Consider the following 18,751-nt stretch of genomic DNA (forward strand, 5'->3'; position numbering starts at 1 on the left):
TATGAGTAGAAATCAGTCAAAAATGAAATATGTCTCCAATAGGTTATTGGCATTGATCATGGCAATAAGCCTGGTATTCCTTTGCTCGCTCAATGCACAAGGCCAGCGAACTCTGACACTGGAAGAGGCGATCATCATTGCGCAAAACAGCAGCCCAAACATCAAGAAATCACGGCTCAACCTGTTTAGCAACCAGCGCAGCCTGGATGCCCAGCGAGCTGCGCTGAAGTCACGCTTTTCGCTGGATGTTACGCCATTTGATTACCAACGCACCCGAGTATTCAATGACCTCTTCTCACAGTGGAACACCAATGAAGACTACAACTCATTTGCCAATTTCTCAGTAAGTCAACCCATTACTGCTACCGATGGTACCATTTCCTTAATCAATCGATTGGGCTACCGGGACAACTATTCTGAGTTTCAGGACATTAGAACTCAAACCTACAGCAACAACCTGTACCTGATGGTGGACCAACCCATTTTCACGTACAATCGGACCAAACTACAACTCAAGGAACTAGAGCTCAACCTGGAGAACGCACAAATGAGTTATGACCTACAGCTCCTCACCATAGAGCAAAACGTAACTCAGTCATTCTACACCTTTTATCAAAGCCAAAACAATCTGGAAATTGCTCAGGACGAGTACGAAAATCAGCTGGTGAGTTACGAAATCACCAAAAACAAAGTAGATGCAGATTTACTGGCACAAGAAGAGCTCTATCAGGCCGAGCTTAACCTGGCCACCTCCAAATCTACCTTAGAAAACAACCAGGTCACCTTGGACAATGCAGCGGATGACTTCAAACTGCTGCTTGGAATGGATCTGGATCAAGAAATTGAAGTGGAAGTAGACATCAATTTCATTACGCAAGATGTAGACCTGAACCAGGCCATTCAGTATGGACTGGATCACCGCATGGAGATCAGGCAGCGCAGCATCGATATTGAACGCTCACAGTTTGAACTGATTCGCACCAAATCGCTCAATGAATTCAAAGGAGCTGTGTCGCTCTCCTTAGGCGTATTTGGTGATAATGAACAGGCACCACAGATTTACGAATCACCTACAGTCAATCCCCGTGTGGCCATTTCTTTCAGTATCCCGATTTGGGATTGGGGCGAAAACAAAGCTCGTATGGAAGCCACCAATGCTAACATGGAGATCAACAAGGTAGATCTGGATGTGGAGCGAAACAACATTATCATTGACATTAGAAAGGTGTACAGAAACCTGCAAAACCTGGAAAACCAGATAGAAATAGCTGAGCAAAACGTCAAAAATGCCGAACTCACCTATGATATTAACCTGGAGCGTTACCGCAATGGTGACCTCACTAGTATCGACCTGAATAGATTTCAGAACCAGCTATCAGACAAGAAAAGCTCTTTAGCTAACGCTTTGATCAACTATAAGATAGAGCTGCTAAATATGAAAATTCTTTCTCTGTACGACTTTGAGAATGACCAACCCGTAATGACCACAACCTACTAATCCATGCAATTGATATTTGATATGAAAAAGATCTCTAACCTCCTACTGGCCCTGACATTAACCCTTTTACTGCTCTCGTGTAACAATGAGCAATCCAATATCTCTACTGAGATCAAAATACCAGTCTCCGTCATGAGCCTTAAGCCACAGAGCATTTCTAAGTTCATAGAGACCACAGGCACAGTGTACTCCACCCAAGAAGCAATACTGAAATCGGAGCTCTCCGGGAAGTATCAGCTCCAGACGAATCCCAAGACTGGCAGATTCTATGCCCTCGGTGATGTCATCAAAGCTGGTCAGGTGATCATTCGTTTGGAGGACCGTGAGTTTGTCAACAACCTGCAGGTGGAGAGTAAAAAGCTCAACATGGAGTTGGCTGAACAGAACCTGAACAAGCAAAAGTCTTTGCATGAAAAAGGTGGAGTTACTCAAACCGAATTAAACAATGCTTCCATTGAGTTCATGAATGCGAAGTACGCTTATGAAAACGCGGAGATACAGCTGGCCAAGATGGCCGTAAAGGCACCTTTTGATGGAGTGATCGTGGAACTACCCTACCACACCAACGGCGTGAAAGTGGATCAGGGTCAGGACTTGTTTAAGATCATGGAGTACAAAGACCTGCTCATGGATGTGAAACTCCCTGAAAAGCATTTGCCTGAAGTCGCACTGAATCAGGAGGTACAAATCACCAATTACAACATCGCCGAAGATACGATCAGAGGTAAGATCAGTCAAATCTCACCCGTCATTGACGCAAGTACCAGAACCTTCCAAAGCGTTCTGGAGATCAACAACAGCAAGCGACTACTCCGCCCTGGGATGTTTATCAAAGCGGCTATACTGTCGGAAAAGCATGACAGTACAATCGTCATACCCAAAGAAACCATCATTTCTCGTCAGGATGAGCGAGTGGTCTTTATTGTAGAGAACGGCATTGCCATAGAGAAGAGAATCACCACAGGACTGGAAAACATGAATGCCATTGAGGTGCTGAGCGGGTTAAAGGCCAATGATCGTCTGGTGATCTCAGGTTTTGAAACCCTTCGTGACAAAGCCAAAGTAAGTGTCATCCAATAATCCACTAAAAACCTCATTCTTGTGAAGAAAATAGTCTCACTGGCAGTCGCCTATCCCATCTCTATACTGATGCTCATCCTGGCCATCATCTTGCTGGGGTCCATCTCATTTAACAAGCTGGGAATCGAACTCTTTCCAGACCTGAAGAACCCAACATTGTTTGTGGAGCTAAAGGTAGGAATCAAGCCTCCGTCTGAGGTGGAAAAGCAGTTTGTAGAAAACATCGAATCGGTAGCCATCCGTCAGAGTGGAGCTGTAGAAGTGAGTTCCATCAGTCAGACTGGCTATGGACAGGTGACAGTTCGCTATGACTGGGGAAAGGATATGGATGAAGCTTTCCTCGATCTACAAAAAGCCCTATCTCAGTTTTCACTCAATGATGAAATCGATGAATTCGTCATTTCACAATTCGACCCCAATGCCACGCCAATCATGGTCCTGGGTGTTTATAATCCGAATACAACCGACCTGGAAGCCCTCAGAAGAGTGGCAGAAAACAGTTTCAGAAATGAATTGATTCGACTGCCAGGTATTGCTGAGGTACGACTGTCCGGCGTACAAGAAAAAGAAGTAGTATTGGAAACAGACCCCAATTTATTGTCCTCTTTTGACCTTACGGTGGACGATCTGGTTACAAAAATTCAAAACTATAATAGAAATGTATCTGGCGGGTTCATTCAGGAGCTGGGTCGAAAATACGTGATCAAAGGACTGGGAATTATCGAACGTCCTGAAGATCTGGAAGAATTGGTCGTCGGTTATACCAGCATTCAAAACACACCTTCAGCAAGTGCTCAAACACCTTCCGGTGAATCCACAACGCAAGCAGCGTCAGCCAATACAGACAATTCTTCTGGTCAGGTACCGGTCCTGCTCCGTGAGGTAGCCACGTTGAAGATTCTGGACAAGGAAGCTAGTAGTATCGTGCGGGTAAATCAGCAAAGAAGCCTTGGCATGTCCATCTACAAAGAAACCAAGTATAACACAGTCAATGCTGTGAATGAGTTAAATGAAGTACTTGATGGCTTAAAAAAATCGGTTCCAGGCTATGAATTTGTGGTGATTCAAAATCAGGGAAGTTTCATCCAGGGAGCTATCGATGAGGTGAAAGAATCAGGGCTTTACGGAGCATTATTTGCCATGCTGGTGCTGTTTGTTTTTCTACGCAGACTTGGCACTACGCTGATTATCAGTTTGGCCATTCCCATCTCCATCATAGCCACGTTTAACCTCATGTATTTCAACGGGCTTACTCTGAACGTGATGACCCTGGGAGGACTGGCTCTCGGCGCTGGAATGCTCGTGGATAACGCCATAGTGGTGGTTGAAAGCATCTTTCGCAAACGTGAAGAAGGACTTGGCGTAATAGATGCAGCAATCCAGGGCACAAGTGAAGTGAGTGGAGCGATCACGGCATCTACCCTTACCACCATTATTGTCTTCCTACCGATTGTTTACCTCCAAGGTCCATCTGGAGAACTCTTTAAAGACCAGGCCTGGACGGTGGCTTTCTCACTGCTGTCTTCCCTTGTGGTAGCTGTGCTTTTCATTCCCATGTTGTTTTCCAGAATCTTTCGTAAGGATCAAACCATCCACGAAGAGAAACCATTGCAATTTCAGGCTTATGGAAGATTGCTTAATCAAGTGCTTCGTTATCGTATTCCTTTCATCATTGGTTCATTCATTTTGGTTTTGGCAAGCTATCAGCTGCTGTCAGTAGTGGGAAGTGAGTACATGCCTCAGGCTAGTACAAGAGCCATATCGGTGGATTTGACACTTGGTAGCGGTACGACACTGGAGCGAACATCTGCCACAGTTGAGCAGATTGAAAGCCAGCTCAGTCAGCTCTTTGGAGAAGAACTCGATAAGGTCTATGCGCATATTGGACCAGAGCAAAGCCAGTCTGGATTGGAAAACACGAATACTTACAAAGCAAATAAGGCCAATTTAAAACTGATCTTTAGTGATGAAGCCACACTGGACATTGCAACGCTCACAGGAACACTAAGCAGCTACTTTGATCAGCTGCCGACTATTGAAGCCACCTTCTCCAATGACGAAAGTGCATTGAATGTAGTCCTTGGTGATGAGGAAATGCCTTTAGTCGTGGAGGTAAGCGGATCAAACTTTGATCAGCTCAGCGTCCTTTCTGATTCTGTGATTGCCATCATGTCTTCCAACACAGACGTCTATGAACCGGTATCTAATCTGGAGAAAGGCGTTCCGCAGATTCAAGTGGATCTGGATAAGTATCGAGCTGGGTTACTCAATCTGTCCATTGATCAGGTAATTACTCAAATCAAAGACCAACTGGAAGGGAAAAGCGCCGGAAGCATAGAGCGTGGAGGGGAAATGCAAGACATTACCATCAAGGTACCAAAACTTTCTGTTGCTGATTTGGGCAACTTACGAATTAAGAGCAGCCAGGGAGAAATTCCTCTAAGTGATATAGCAGAGATCGACGTACGGTATGCTTCCAATGCGATATACAGGAAGAATCAAACCCGCACCATCTCTGTAGGAGCGCGCGTAAATGTGGACAAACCGTATGATCAAATAGTCGAAAGCATCGATACCAAATTTGATCAATTATCAGTTCCCCCACAATACAAGATTCAAGTAGCTGGCCAGGAGATTCAAAGGCAGGAGTCGATGAAAACACTTACTTTCTCGTTGATTCTGTCAGTCATTTTGGTATACATGGTGTTAGCTTCGCAGTTCGAGTCACTGATACATCCGTTTACCATATTACTCACCATTCCACTGGCCGGTGTAGGTGCTATTGTCTCGTTTTTCATTTTAGGAATGCCACTCAACATGATGGCCTTCATCGGAATCATCATGTTGACGGGAATCGCTGTAAATGACTCCATCATTTTGGTGGACAGCATCAACAAAAACAAACTAAAAGGGATGCCTTTGCGGCAAGCTATACTGGATGCCGGTCAGCGGAGGTTTCGTCCAATTGTCATGACTAGTTTGACAACCATTTTAGCCTTACTGCCCTTGACTTTTGGGTTTGGTGAAAGTGCTGCTCTCAGAGCTCCAATGGCCATTGCCGTTATTGGTGGATTGGTCACCTCTACCCTGCTTACGCTCATCATTATACCATGCTTCTATGAAAGCATAGAGCAATTGATTGGTAAACTCACTGGAAGTAAGAACCAAAATTCGGGAGCAGATCATGGCTAAGAAAGGACTGCTACATACCATCATTCACAGGAAGGTCCTGATCTCCATGCTCTTTATTGGATTTTCGATGCTTGGGTACATTTCCTACAAGAAACTTCCTGTGGAGATATTTCCCAATGTGGAGCTTCCCATTCTGATTGTACAGGTGGGCTCCTCCAATGAAGTGGACCCCAAGTATATGGAGCGTCAGGCCATCATCCCTCTAGAAAGTGCCATTGGTACGCTAGAGGGTGTGGAAGAGATCACTGCCAATGCAGATAGCCGCCGCGGAATGATTTTCATAACATTTCAGCCCGGAGTGAACATCAAATATGCCTATCTAAAGCTGGAACAAAAAGTAGGCGCCATCAAAACGGATTTGGCACCCGAGTTCATGGTCAACATTATCAAAATCGATACTGAGCAGTTTACCAACGCTTTTATGGACCTGCAAGTACTAGGAAGCGGCGGTGTGGATCGGGTTCGTAATGTAGCCGATCAGTACATCACCAGAAGACTGGAAGACCTGGAAGGAATAGGCGGTGTTGAGGTATTTGGCGGTCGGCAGAAGACCATTGAAATCATCATGAATGATGCGGTGTGTGAAGCCAATAACATCACACCCAATACCATCAGGACCGTGCTGTCACAAAATGCCAATAAAAGTGCTTTCGCTGGACAAGTAGAGCAAAACGGCCAACAATTGTTTGTGAATGTAACGGCCGAACTGAAGGACATCAAAAACATTCAGAACCTGGTGGTATCAGAACAGGGTCCGCTCCTACTGCAAGATGTGGCGGATGTGTTTTTTGGAGTAAAAGAAGAAACGAGCCTGAGCCGGGTGAACGGAAAAGACGCGGTATCCATTCGACTAACCAAGGATAGTCAGGCAAATCTCATTGAGGTCTCTGACCGCACCCTGGCTACCATTGCAGCCATCAACGAAGACCTGGAAGCCCTGGACATAGAATTGCTGGTCCAAAGCAACCAGGCAGAACTGATGACCCGAAACATCAATCAAATCAAAAACCTGGCAGTGACCGGTGGACTTTTGGCCATCTTCGTTCTGTGGGTTTTTCTCAGACGGTTGAAGTTCATCATGAGCATAGCTCTGGCGATACCCATTTCTGTGTTTACAGCATTTAACTTTTTCTATGCCACTGACATCACTATCAACAGCCTGACACTGATCGGCATGGCCTTAGCCGTGGGAATGCTGCTGGACAACAGTGTGGTGGTCATCGAAAACATCTACCGTCATGTGGTGAATAAAAAACGAACCGAAGACGCCGTGGTGGATGGCACTAAAGAAGTCATGAGATCCGTGTCAGCCGCCACCTTTACGACGGTTACGGTTTTCTTACCGTTCATTTTCTCTTCCAATTTTTTAGTCACCACGATCGGTTCACATATCGGCATCTCCATCATTTCCACCTTACTGGTTTCACTGGTGGTTTCACTGGTTCTGGTACCGATGCTAGCACATACGGCCATTAGTAAAGAAGACCGTTCCAAGGCACCATTGATTAAGAATGCCTCCATTCGTCAGCGGCTCATTCAAGTATATATCGTCTTCCTGAAATCATGTTTTAGGCGTCCTGCATTCACAGTAATTGGTGGACTGGTTCTGTTTTTCGTCACTATCGGCTTAAGCCTATTGGTGAGTATCTCTAGTCTGAGTGAAGTAGAAACAACTGACATGAACCTGTTCATCACTCCGCCACAAGGTGCTACGCTGGACTGGACTGATCAGCGCACGCGTAAGGTAGAGGAAAAGGTAATGGAAATCCCTGTGGTCGATAAGGTCATCAGCCAGGTATCAGAGGACAATGCTGTTTTGACCATCTTTCTGGTGGAAGGGTTTAACGATTTGGATACGATTGATGTACTGGACGTGAAAAACAGGATCACAGGCCTGTCACGGGACTTTGAGGATCTGGAACTATCCATGACAGCTCCGCTGCGCAGTGGTGGTCAGGGAGGCCAAGGTGGTGCTGGACCGTCTGCGGGAGCCAACTTTGAGCGTATGCTGGGAATTGGTACTGCACAAGAACGAATTGTGATCAAAGGGCAGGATTTTGAGCTAATGCAGACTGTGGCCGAGGATATCAACAAATTCGTAGGGTCTCTGGAATCGGTCAATTTCAGCAGAGTGAGCGTGAGTCCTCAACGTCCGGAAGCTCATATTTTATTTGATCAGTCCATCATGAGTGCGTACAACATCACTCAGCAAAATGTGGCAGTAGGATTGAATGATTTCCAACCGGCTTTCGCTTCAGGAACCAACTTTATCAGTGGAGATGAGGAGTATGAAATCACCATAAGAACTCAAAAACAGCAAACAGCTACTGCCAAAAACATGGCAGATTTACGCAAAATGACCTTTAAGAGTAGCACGGGAACTACACATAGCTTGGATGAAATTGGCTCAGTCATCTATTCTACTGGAGAGAGTACCATCTCACGTACTAATCAGGAAAAGCAAATCGAAATCACCTACGGATTTATCAAAGATGTAGTCAATTCAGAATCGCTACTGGAAGCTTCCCGAATCGAAATTGATGAACTGGTTAGTGGTGTAAACATTCCATCTGGCATGGTGGTAGAAGTCATTCATGATGAAGGTCTATACGACGAATTTTACTTCCTGATATTCGCTGCGATCATTGTGATCTTCATGATCCTGGCAGCAGTGTTCGAATCACTTTATTTGCCGATTGTCATTATGTTTTCAATCCCTCTGGCTGGGATTGGAGCCTTTTTGGGATTGACATTGACCGGCAACTCCCTACTCAATGCCAATACATTGATCGGTTTCTTAATCCTACTTGGTGTGGTGGTGAACAATGGAATTATTCTGATCGATTACTCCAGAATACTTCGAAGACAGGGTTATGGCAAACACCGTGCGCTAATCATGAGCAGCATCTCACGAATCCGGCCTATCCTCATTACCAGCATTACCACCATTGTGGCTATGCTCCCATTAGCTCTTGGTGAGGCTGAATATGTCATCAGTATTGGTCAACCGTTTGCAGTTACTGTCATGGGTGGTTTGGCTTTCGCAACCATTCTTACCTTGATCTATATCCCGACCATGAGTGCTGGGCTGGAGAGTGTCTTGAATTGGTTCAGGAATTTAAAGCCAACCACCAAATTCACCCAAATAGGGTTAATGGTGCTGGTGACTGTCTTTATCTCATTGGAGATCGAGGGTTTCCTATGGCAATCCATCTGGTTCCTCGCAGCACTTATCCTGATACCTGGAGGCACTCATTTTGTGCTTACCTCTCTTCGCCAGGCCAATGCCAATATGGTGGCACCTGGAGAAAAAATGCACATTGTGATCCAGAACCTGACCAAGGTTTATGGTCGAGATAAGCGATGGATTAGGGAGTGGAAAGGCAACAAACATCTTTATGAGGAACGTGGAGAAGCACCACTTACCAAACGAATGGTCTTTCAAAACCTCATTTGGCAGCTGGCCTTGTTGAGCTTTCTGGTCTTCTTTGTTTACACCTACCTGGACAAGGCCTTCTGGCAGCTTGTCTTCATGATCGGTCTTCACCTATTGGTTTTAACTATTTATGAAGACATCACAAGTCTTTTCACAAAAGGCAAACGTCTTGTCAAGATTTTTAACCGACTGATATTCTGGCTGTTTCCATTATTCAGCTCCATCTATTTGTATGCTGATATACAAACGAAAGGACTAGGCATACTGTTGATTTTGCTCTGGTTTACCGGATTGTATCTGACACAGATGAAAAGGAAATTTGCTAAAAATCCGCTGGATGTCAGCACCATTAAAGGACGCTTTGCCAAGATTAGGAGGTTCTATTTTAGGTTGCTGCTAGCAATGCCATATGTACGGCCGAAGAAACCTCCATTCAAAGCGCTGAAAGGTGTCAGTCTGACCATTGAACAGGGCATGTTTGGTCTATTAGGGCCAAATGGTGCCGGTAAGACCACACTGATGCGGATTCTCTGCGGCATCATGGATCAGAGTTATGGCAAAATCTGGATCAATGGTCACGATACCAATTTGCGAAGAGAAGAACTACAGGGCTTGATTGGTTACTTGCCCCAGGCATTTGGCACCTATGAGAACATGTCGCCTTATCAGTTTTTGGACTACCAGGCCATCCTTCGGAAAATCACCAATAAAACCGAACGTGAGGAACGAGTTCAATATGTATTGAAAGCTGTCCATATGGATGAGCACCAGCACAAGAAGATTGGATCTTTCTCAGGCGGTATGAAACAACGCATAGGTATCGCACAAATCCTACTGCATCTGCCCAAGATTCTCGTGGTGGATGAACCTACCGCAGGTCTGGATCCATTGGAAAGAATTCGGTTTAGAAATCTATTGGTAGAGCTCAGCCGAGAACGTATTGTAGTCTTTTCTACACATATTATAGAGGATATTGCCAGCAGTTGCAACAACCTGGCAGTGCTAATCTCTGGCAACATTCAGTACATGGGAAGCCCAACCGCAATGGCCGAATTAGCACATGATAAGGTGTGGGAGTTTCATTTGAACCCTGAGACCTTTGAACAAGAAAAAGAGCACTATTTAATCGTTCATCACATGCGTGAAGGTGACCTGATTCGGGTGAAGTGTCTTTCTGATACCCAACCTAGAGAAGATGCAGTATCTGTGAGAGCAAATCTCGAAGATGCCTATTTATGGTTGATGAAAAATCAAAATAGAAACCAATGATCAAGAGCTACTTACTTCTACTCTACCGACTGATCACCTACAATGTGAAAGTCATCTTTGCCAATAAGTTTGTTTACTTTGTGTTAGCAGCTTTTCTGTTTTTTGCATTGATCATCACCATTGCCATTTTCGATGATCCGGATTTCAACGAAGCGGTGATTTTCGGATTTTTGGTTTTCCCAGGGCTTTTACTGGTCTTCTATCCCATGGCTTATGGTATCCAAAATGACGATGATTCCAAGATGTTGGAAACCATTTTCGGCATACCTAATTACCGATACAAAGTCTGGTTGGTGCGGTTTGTGCTTACCCTCGGAGTAGCCACGGTGATTCTTTTGGTACTGGCCAATATTGCTAATCTTACGCTATACCGTTTTGATCTCTTACCCATGATCAGTCAGGTAATCTTCCCAATTATGTTTTTATCAGCGCTTGCTTTCATGCTATCTACGCTGATTAAAAATGGCAATGGCACTGCAATAGTCCTGATAATCGTGTCCTTTATCTTTTTCATCTTCTCAGAACCCCTGCGCTACAATGCCTACAACGTGTTCCTTAACCCGTTCTCTGAACCTCGAGACATGAGTAACTTTATTTGGCAAACCATCATATTCAAAAATCGACTGTATCTGATCGTCGGTACAGTGTTGTGTTTGCTCTATGGGATGTACAATTTGCAGTTTAGAGAAAAGTTTGTCTGAAACATTGCTCAAAGGACCCTCACTTTGCTAAGTTTATCCTGAACGAAGCATCATGGACCTTTTCAACAACTCCTCTTACCTTGATTTTCACACGCATAGCATGCGCCAGAAGCATCGCAGGGATGTGATGGAGATCATATCTGTTCATCTCGGTCAGGAGAAGGAGTACGAGTATTATACCGTGGGAATGCATCCCTGGTGGACTGAAGAGCCCATCTCTCCTACCAACGCACTTCAATTAGAACGGCTTCTAAAAGAAGACAAATGTCTAGCTATGGGTGAAATGGGACTTGACAACCTGAAGGGTCCTTCCATGAAATCTCAAATGGATATTCTTAGAAGTTTGCTTAAAATAGCTGAGGAGCATGAAAAATCAGTCGTTATTCACTGCGTGCGTGCGTTTGACCAACTCATTCAAATCAAAAAGGAATTTCCAAAGATCCACAACTGGTGCATTCATGGCTATGGCCGTCATGCGACTTTAGCCAGGCAACTCATCCATCAGGGCTTTTACTTATCATTGATGCCTACCATGCCCCGGAATAAATACGAGGTATTATTAAAAGTGCTCCCTCCAGATAGATTCTTTCTGGAGACTGATAGCATGGCGGAAGCCAACATTGTGGATATTTATGAGCACGTAGCAGGCATTTTGTCCATAGAAGTTACTGATCTTTGCCGCCAAATGAATCAAAACGCAAAACAGTTTTTCAAGCGATGAGTGATTGGCTAGAGCGTACCGAGCTACTGATAGGTGAAGAAGCTTTGAATCAACTAAAGCAGTCCAACGTGTTGGTGGTTGGTCTGGGAGGTGTCGGAAGCTATGCAGCAGAGACTCTGGTACGTGCAGGCGTAGGAAGCATCACCATAGTAGATGGAGATGATGTAGATCCTACAAATAAAAACCGACAGCTTCAGGCACTAAACTCTACGGTGGGTTTACAAAAGGCACATGTTTTGGAAAGGCGCTTCCTGGACATCAACCCAGAACTCCATATCACAGTCATCGATCACTTCATGGAACCGGATGTCATGAACCAGTTTCTTCGTGATCATCAGTTTGATTTTGCGCTGGACTGCATAGACAGTTTTTTACCCAAGCTCTCCATGATTCTTACTTTGAGAAGAATGAAATGTCCATTCATTTCCTCGATGGGTGCAGGAGGTAAACTCGATCCTTCGCGGATTAAAGTAGCAGACATCAGCAATACCAAAGAATGCAAATTTGCCCAGCAGCTTCGCAAAATGCTGAAAAACAAAGGCGTAGACAAGAAGGTCCTGTGTGTTTACTCAGACGAAATTCAACTCCAGCATTCACTGAAAAAGACCGATGGCTCCAACTACAAAAAATCCTTCTACGGCACCATTTCCTATATGCCTGCCATGTTTGGGATGACCATGGCAGCTGAAGTAATCAAGAGGCTGACAGTACCAACCTCCAATTAAAGCAGTTTGGTAGCGAATGTGTCAAGTACTTCGATCACAATCAGGATAATGATGATCCACTCCAACCGTCTACTCTCCCGGTGATGGTTGTAGGATAAGTAGACTTCCAGGTTATCTTCCACAATCTTCAACGTATTGTCAATCTCTCGGTATCGCGCTACCAACTCAAAGTGTCGTGCCAGTGTTCCATGCAATCGGTCAAGGTATTCATTCTCCCAGGCCACATCCGGACTATCCAGAATGTACAGGTTCTCAGCGATGCTGTTTTTGGTATTCAGCGTCTTCCCTATGAATTGAAGTGCCCTCTTTTGACCAAGCTTTACTTTACCACGCCGCTCCATATCCAGAGTGTAGGACTTCACTTCGCTCAGAGTGGCTTGACTCAGCATGTTGTAATGATCCAGTGCTACCGACTGAGCCAGGTGCATCATGATCATCCTGTTGATAGCGTGATCAAAATGTCCAAGTGTCAGCGCATCAAAGGTTATTTTCAATTCTTCCGTGTTTTCCAATTCAAAATGAACCTGCAACGTATCGGAAGAAGCTTTCTCTTTGTGGTGGATGGTGAAAGGTTCTATCTGTTCCAGATATTCTGAAATCTTGCGAGGCGACATACCGGCAAACACTACCACGCCATAGCTGAGCATGAAATAGTATTCTCCTGGGCGGACTTGGTAATAAACCTCTTTTGAACCTTTGGATAACAAGTCTTCTGGGTACTCTTGCTGATAACGAGTCAGCTCTATTTTGTCAGCTATGCAGTAGGCTGTATAAGCCATTTTTTGATTCATGATCTAAGAAAGAAAAGGATGTGCTGCTATTACGTAAACGCCCAAAAAAAGTAGCATTGATTGGACGTAATTTTTATTCCAAATCCAAAAGATCGATCAAGGTATCCCGGCAATCATTTTGATAAAGCAGAACAGGCGTTTTCAGCTTATTAATTGCCGCTTCCAGATTAGTAAAATTGGACTGTGGGATGTGTAGTGGAATTTTGTAGAGTCGATCATCATTCTTATCCATGGGAAAAGGAATTTTGGATTGAAACAAAAATGGGATCAAAGTCTTGCTACAGCCCAGTGCCAACCGATCCAGTTCATCTTCCTCCATCACTTCAGTGACCGTGGTATTGATCTTTTCAAAAAACGAAGTAGTTTCAGCCAGTCTTACACGCGACCCTGCTCGTGATTTGCCTTTCTTTTTTAAGTACTTGACCTGACTAAACCCTTGTTTCTTACGGGTCATGTAAGCCGAAAAAGTAGTGTGATATAGGTTACGATCACCTTCCATCAATACCAATGCGGCATTACCTGACTCAATACTCAAGTAAAGGACTATAGCTTCTTCATTAACGATTTCTAACTGCCCATCCAGTTGGTAATTCAGTGGCAAACGAACGTAGCCCAATGGCTCATATTGCTCGTCTTGCAACTCAATCACATGGCGCTTTGGATCATAATGAAAGAAAGGTATCGAATCTCGAATTCGCTCCATTATCTCGTCGACAGACAGAGAATGTAAACTGATTATTTGCTGGCTCATCTGATCTCAAAGTTAAAAATACACCAAGTAATAAGCTCGTTACATTTTGCTTTTACTAATAACGCGAACCGCATTATCTTAGTAGTGCCGTAAATCCGAATCTATGAAACATCTAGCTATGAAACTCCCAATGTTAATAATGGCCCTGTTGCTGTCCGTTACACTTTCTGGTCAAAAAAAATATAACATTGTCAAGGTCATTGATGATTTGCGATACAGTTGGGATGAAGCGGCAATTGCCTTGAAAGACTATCATGGCATACAGACGTTTTGTACCAATAAACAAGACAAGAAGGAAACTTTTGAACTATTGGACGCCATACATCACTGGGATACTACGCTGTATTATGTGGTAAAAGAAAAGTTTGAAGAAAATGGGGACAAGGAAGCAGAAATCACTTTGCGTGATATAGAAACGCTCGAAAAAGATTTCACCACACTTAAATTCAAAGAGTTCATTCAAGAGGAATGTACTCAGATCAAGGTCATCCGTGACGATTTTGACGCTGCAACTGTCAAACAATATGAAAAAGCCATCAGGAAATTTGAAAAAGAATTAATCACTTATATCGATATCATAACCGAGCGTATTGATATCATTGACGAGCATGTCCATCACTTGCAATTGGATTAAGGCTTAATCATCATGGAATACAGCAAGATGTCTATCTTTAGGCAACATGGCTCATCACAATCATCTTAAAACCCAAAACCCGCCTAATAAAGCCGCCGGACCTCAGGCAGTAACCATTGCAGCAAAGATGGTTTTAGATGCCATGCCTCCCTGGAAGGCATTCAAAGTACTTAAAAAGCTCAACCAAAAAGATGGCATAGACTGTCCTGGTTGCGCCTGGCCAGATCCTTACAAACGATCCAAACTGGGCGAATTCTGTGAAAATGGCGTCAAGGCTATTGCCGAAGAAGCACAGCACCAGTTCGTGGATGCCGCATTTTTCAAACAGCACACGATCTCTTCCCTACAACGTAAGTCAGACTACTGGTTGGGAAAGCAGGGCAGATTGACACAACCAGTAGTGAAGATTCCAGATGCTCAGCGCTATCAGCCCATCGGCTGGGAAGACGCTTTTCAGTTAATCGGTCAGCAGCTTAAATCATTAAACCACCCTGATGAAGCCGTCTTTTATACCTCCGGTCGTACCAGCAATGAAGCTGCTTTTCTTTATCAACTATTTGTCAGGAAGTTTGGCACCAATAACTTACCGGACTGTTCCAACATGTGCCACGAATCGAGTGGAGTAGCCCTTACTGAGACATTGGGAATTGGAAAAGGTTCAGTCACTTTGGAGGATTTTGAACACTCAGAAGTCATTTTGATTTTTGGGCAAAACCCAGGAACCAATCATCCTCGCATGCTCAATTCCCTGGAAAAGGCCAAGGCCAACGGTGCTCAAATCATAGTCATCAATCCACTAAAAGAAGTTGCTCTTACCAGATTCAAAAATCCTCAAAAGCTCGGTGGATGGATTGGCAAAGGCACTTCTATCGCAGATTATTCTTTGCAAATAAAGATCAACCAGGATGTGGCTTTATTGAAAGCTTGGCTCATATTATTGCTGCAAAAGGAAGAATCACTGGATCAGGAATTCATTACAGACAAGACATCTGGATACGCGGAATTGAAAAAGGATCTCTCCTCCTACTCACTGGACCAGCTTGTCGAGCAAAGTGGACTCACGAAAGAAGAAGTTCTGACAACTGCCGAAGTACTCGCTTCCAGGCATAAGATCATTGCTTGCTGGGCTATGGGACTAACACAACACGTAAACGCTGTAGACAATATTCGGGAGGTAGTCAACCTACTGTTACTCAAAGGAAGTATTGGTAAGGCAGGCGCCGGCACTTGTCCTGTAAGGGGACACAGTAATGTTCAGGGTGATCGTACCATGGGTATCTGGGAACGCCCAACTAAGGCATGGACCGACAAACTAAAAGACACCTTTGGGTTCGAACCTCCTGCTTCACCTGGCTACAATGTCGTTGAAGCAATAGACGCCATGAACCAAGGCAAAGTACGTTTCTTCATGGCTATGGGAGGCAATCTTCTCTCTGCGGCTCCGGATACATTGGTTACAGAAAAAGCCTTACAAAACTGTGAACTGACCGTGCATGTCAGCACCAAGCTAAACCGCTCTCACCTGGCTCCGGGACAATTATCATTAATCCTTCCATGTTTGGGACGAACGGATAAGCATGTTGAGAATAATCAAGAGCAGTTTGTCACTGTAGAAAACTCCATGGGGATTGTACATACGTCCTATGGCGCCTTAAATGCCCCATCCCCTCTGCTAATGAGTGAGCCAGCCATAGTGGCATCTATTGCTTCAGAAACGCTTGGTAATCAAGACATTAACTGGTTGGATCTGGTGAATGATTATGATCAGATCAGAGACCTCATTGCTAAAGCAATCAGTGGATTCGACGATTACAACAGGCGTGTAAAGGAGGACAATGGCTTTGAGCTGCCAAATGGAGCCAGAGTTGGTCAGTTTAATACTTCAAATGGTAAAGCACATTTTACTATCAATCAACTGCCAGAACCTATTCAGACAGGCCATCAGTACACCATGATGACGATCAGAAGTCACGACCAGTTTAATACCACGATCTATGGAATGGATGATCGATACCGTGGAGTATTCGGCGGTCGTAATGTGGTCTTTATGAACGTCAAGGACATGCAGGAAGCCGGATTGGAAAAAGGTGATGAGGTGGCATTGCACAATCACTACGACAAAGATCGAAAGATCTCCGGTTATACCGTAGTACCCTATGAAATCCCCTCTGGATGTGTGGCAACCTATTTCCCTGAGGCTAATCCATTGATTCCGCTTCAACTCACGGCCAGGTTAAGTCATACACCTGCCTCCAAATCGGTTGGGGTGAATATTTCGAAGCTCAATGACTAATTTTCGTTCTCTTTGTTGTATTGCTTGATCTGGTTGATGATTCCACCTTCCAGTTTATCAGTTCCGTTATAGTAATCATAGACTTGAAGTAGACGCTTTTTGAGAAAATCCTGATCTGGTAAATCTTTGTTAAACCTAAAACTCACCCCGACCATTGCTGAAAGAGTAACTATCTGGTACCGGACATTGAGGTAATCACGGCCATAGTAGAACTGAGTGAACCAGCCCACTGATCGATTGTGAATAGGCTCATTGTCATAGCGGACCTTGATGCTGCCATATCGAAAGGGATTGTTATTATAACCAACATATTTCGATGTTGGGGTAAAAAAGTCTAATTGGATTCTGAGAGAATTTTGAGTTAGAGATGGAATAAACGACGTGCGATTTCTATTTCTATGCTTGTTAAACTCTAAAAATGATCGCGTCATCGGACCACTTTTAATCATAAACAGTCCACTCAATTTCACATAGCCATAGCGGTCTTCTTGTTCAGGTTCATATCCCAATTTTGGGATAAAGATTTGAGCTGACGCGCCATAGGACAACTGTCGGTGATTTTCATTTAATGAGCTCTGTACAATACGGTATTTGACAGAATTGGCAGAAAAATTACCAGACTTGAGATTGACAATTCGGCTGCCTCCTGGCCCGGTATAAGCAGCAGCATCTTCCTGACCATTGCTGTAGTGCTTTAACTGTATGGAATGTGAGGTAATAGTAAACTTGTAATTTGGATCCTCTTTGAACTTTTCAGAAAGTGAATAAACCGCTTCACCATCTTTGATATGACTTCTATGTCCACTTATCCCAACTTTAGTATTCAATGGTAGTAATGGCGCAGAATTACCGCTGGTAATTCGCCACGTAAATTCTGGATCAACACTTATGCTACTTCGTCTAAGTTTATCGGATTGGTCATTGCGCCCCTGCACAATAGTGAATGGCATGCTAAAATTTCCCTCCATGATGTAGAATTCATAGTTATCAAGACCATAGGGATCATTCCAATTAATAAACTGTGGAAATAAGCTTAAGTACATAGGTTCGTCAAGTGCACGAACCATTTGATGTACGTAATAGTACTTGGTATCCTTTTCATCAGGCTCATAGGCTCCAATCCAATGGTCCTGGACTGTTGCTTCCCTATCTGCACCAGGAAAAAAGCTATAGATGACAGAAAAACTGAAGACCTCCTGATCATCAGATGACTTAAGGGTGATCTTCAACTTTTGATCGGACGGTATGGCATTGCGGATACTTTTGAAGTTGATCAAAATGTATCCCTTGGTTGGTTTCTGAGAAAAATTTAACTCACCCGTATAACCATCTTCACTCTCTACCAACACGGAATCAATCACTAGCTTGTCCTGATGGAAAATGATCACTTTGGAATTGAAAAAAGCTTTGTCCGAGGTGTTGTCTGTTAATTGAGGAAACAGCTCTGAGTTGTTGATGAAAGTAGACCGGTGCAGGCCCTTTTCTTTGGCTTTTTTGTACAAATTGTGATTCTCAATGAGAAAGATGTCTTGAGAGAAAGCTACAGGCCCAAGCAATAACAATAAGCTGAATAAAGTGGATTTCATTAGGTCAAGGAATGGTGATATTCAATATTATGATGAATCTAAAACATAATCCATAACCCTTTTTAGGTATTTTC

At 43.9% G+C, this 18,751-nt stretch carries 12 protein-coding genes; 9 read left to right on the plus strand and 3 right to left on the minus strand.

Annotated features, from left to right (window positions below; genetic code table 11):
- Position 1: 1 nt before the first annotated feature.
- From ACO067_RS22940 to ACO067_RS22970, 7 genes are read left to right on the plus strand one after another with little or no spacing between them, the layout of a single operon-like run.
- Positions 2 to 1,498 carry a TolC family protein gene (locus ACO067_RS22940; protein WP_421878895.1) on the plus strand — a complete coding sequence of 499 codons (1,497 nt, stop codon included), beginning with the start codon at positions 2 to 4 and terminating at the stop codon, positions 1,496 to 1,498.
- Positions 1,499 to 1,519: 21 nt separating this feature from the next.
- Positions 1,520 to 2,578: an efflux RND transporter periplasmic adaptor subunit gene (locus ACO067_RS22945; protein WP_421878898.1), complete on the plus strand. Its 1,059-nt coding sequence runs from the start codon at positions 1,520 to 1,522 to the stop codon at positions 2,576 to 2,578.
- 21 nt (positions 2,579 to 2,599) lie between these two features.
- The gene (locus tag ACO067_RS22950; protein WP_421878901.1) at positions 2,600 to 5,770 is read left to right on the plus strand and encodes an efflux RND transporter permease subunit; all 3,171 of its coding nucleotides are present in this window, start codon (positions 2,600 to 2,602) and stop codon (positions 5,768 to 5,770) included.
- Positions 5,763 to 10,475 carry an efflux RND transporter permease subunit gene (locus ACO067_RS22955; protein WP_421878904.1) on the plus strand — a complete coding sequence of 1,571 codons (4,713 nt, stop codon included), beginning with the start codon at positions 5,763 to 5,765 and terminating at the stop codon, positions 10,473 to 10,475. Before ACO067_RS22950 ends, ACO067_RS22955 begins: the two co-directional genes overlap by 8 nt.
- On the plus strand, positions 10,472 to 11,176 hold the full coding sequence (locus tag ACO067_RS22960) for a hypothetical protein (RefSeq protein ID WP_421878907.1): 705 nt from the start codon (positions 10,472 to 10,474) through the stop codon (positions 11,174 to 11,176). Before ACO067_RS22955 ends, ACO067_RS22960 begins: the two co-directional genes overlap by 4 nt.
- 52 nt (positions 11,177 to 11,228) lie before the next feature.
- Complete coding sequence (locus tag ACO067_RS22965; protein WP_421878910.1) at positions 11,229 to 11,897, plus strand: TatD family hydrolase; 669 nt, start codon at positions 11,229 to 11,231, stop codon at positions 11,895 to 11,897.
- The gene (locus tag ACO067_RS22970) at positions 11,894 to 12,622 is read left to right on the plus strand and encodes a tRNA threonylcarbamoyladenosine dehydratase (RefSeq protein ID WP_421878913.1); all 729 of its coding nucleotides are present in this window, start codon (positions 11,894 to 11,896) and stop codon (positions 12,620 to 12,622) included. Before ACO067_RS22965 ends, ACO067_RS22970 begins: the two co-directional genes overlap by 4 nt.
- Here ACO067_RS22970 and ACO067_RS22975 read toward each other — a convergent pair.
- Positions 12,619 to 13,413 (minus strand): RMD1 family protein, encoded by a 795-nt coding sequence (locus ACO067_RS22975; RefSeq protein WP_421878916.1) that lies wholly within the window; start codon positions 13,411 to 13,413, stop codon positions 12,619 to 12,621. The two genes, ACO067_RS22970 and ACO067_RS22975, sit on opposite strands and share 4 nt — an antisense overlap.
- Before the next feature lie 73 nt (positions 13,414 to 13,486).
- Entirely contained in the window at positions 13,487 to 14,164 is a 678-nt protein-coding gene (locus ACO067_RS22980) for a hypothetical protein (protein ID WP_421878919.1), read from the minus strand.
- 103 nt (positions 14,165 to 14,267) lie between these two features.
- Here ACO067_RS22980 and ACO067_RS22985 point away from each other — a divergent pair, with 103 nt between their 5' ends.
- Both ACO067_RS22985 and ACO067_RS22990 read left to right on the plus strand, forming a co-directional pair.
- Entirely contained in the window at positions 14,268 to 14,798 is a 531-nt protein-coding gene (locus ACO067_RS22985) for a hypothetical protein (protein WP_421878922.1), read from the plus strand.
- Positions 14,799 to 14,844: 46 nt separating this feature from the next.
- Positions 14,845 to 17,091 (plus strand): FdhF/YdeP family oxidoreductase, encoded by a 2,247-nt coding sequence (locus ACO067_RS22990; RefSeq protein WP_421878925.1) that lies wholly within the window; start codon positions 14,845 to 14,847, stop codon positions 17,089 to 17,091.
- Here the strand turns inward: ACO067_RS22990 and ACO067_RS22995 are convergent.
- Entirely contained in the window at positions 17,088 to 18,677 is a 1,590-nt protein-coding gene (locus ACO067_RS22995) for a hypothetical protein (protein WP_421878928.1), read from the minus strand. The two genes, ACO067_RS22990 and ACO067_RS22995, sit on opposite strands and share 4 nt — an antisense overlap.
- Positions 18,678 to 18,751: the final 74 nt, after the last annotated feature.

It is taken from the genome of Marinoscillum sp., from assembly GCF_965229915.1.
Taxonomy (GTDB): domain Bacteria; phylum Bacteroidota; class Bacteroidia; order Cytophagales; family Cyclobacteriaceae; genus Marinoscillum.

Bases quoted from the DNA above. Each gene is read 5' to 3' on its own strand.
- ACO067_RS22940 (WP_421878895.1), top strand. From the start codon at position 2: ATGAGTAGAAATCAGTCAAAAATGAAATATGTCTCCAATAGGTTATTG.
- ACO067_RS22945 (WP_421878898.1), top strand. From the start codon at position 1,520: ATGAAAAAGATCTCTAACCTCCTACTGGCCCTGACATTAACCCTTTTA.
- ACO067_RS22955 (WP_421878904.1), top strand. From the start codon at position 5,763: ATGGCTAAGAAAGGACTGCTACATACCATCATTCACAGGAAGGTCCTG.
- ACO067_RS22960 (WP_421878907.1), top strand. From the start codon at position 10,472: ATGATCAAGAGCTACTTACTTCTACTCTACCGACTGATCACCTACAAT.
- ACO067_RS22965 (WP_421878910.1), top strand. From the start codon at position 11,229: ATGGACCTTTTCAACAACTCCTCTTACCTTGATTTTCACACGCATAGC.
- ACO067_RS22970 (WP_421878913.1), top strand. From the start codon at position 11,894: ATGAGTGATTGGCTAGAGCGTACCGAGCTACTGATAGGTGAAGAAGCT.
- ACO067_RS22975 (WP_421878916.1), bottom strand. From the start codon at position 13,413: ATGAATCAAAAAATGGCTTATACAGCCTACTGCATAGCTGACAAAATA.
- ACO067_RS22980 (WP_421878919.1), bottom strand. From the start codon at position 14,164: ATGAGCCAGCAAATAATCAGTTTACATTCTCTGTCTGTCGACGAGATA.
- ACO067_RS22985 (WP_421878922.1), top strand. From the start codon at position 14,268: ATGAAACATCTAGCTATGAAACTCCCAATGTTAATAATGGCCCTGTTG.
- ACO067_RS22990 (WP_421878925.1), top strand. From the start codon at position 14,845: ATGGCTCATCACAATCATCTTAAAACCCAAAACCCGCCTAATAAAGCC.
- ACO067_RS22995 (WP_421878928.1), bottom strand. From the start codon at position 18,677: ATGAAATCCACTTTATTCAGCTTATTGTTATTGCTTGGGCCTGTAGCT.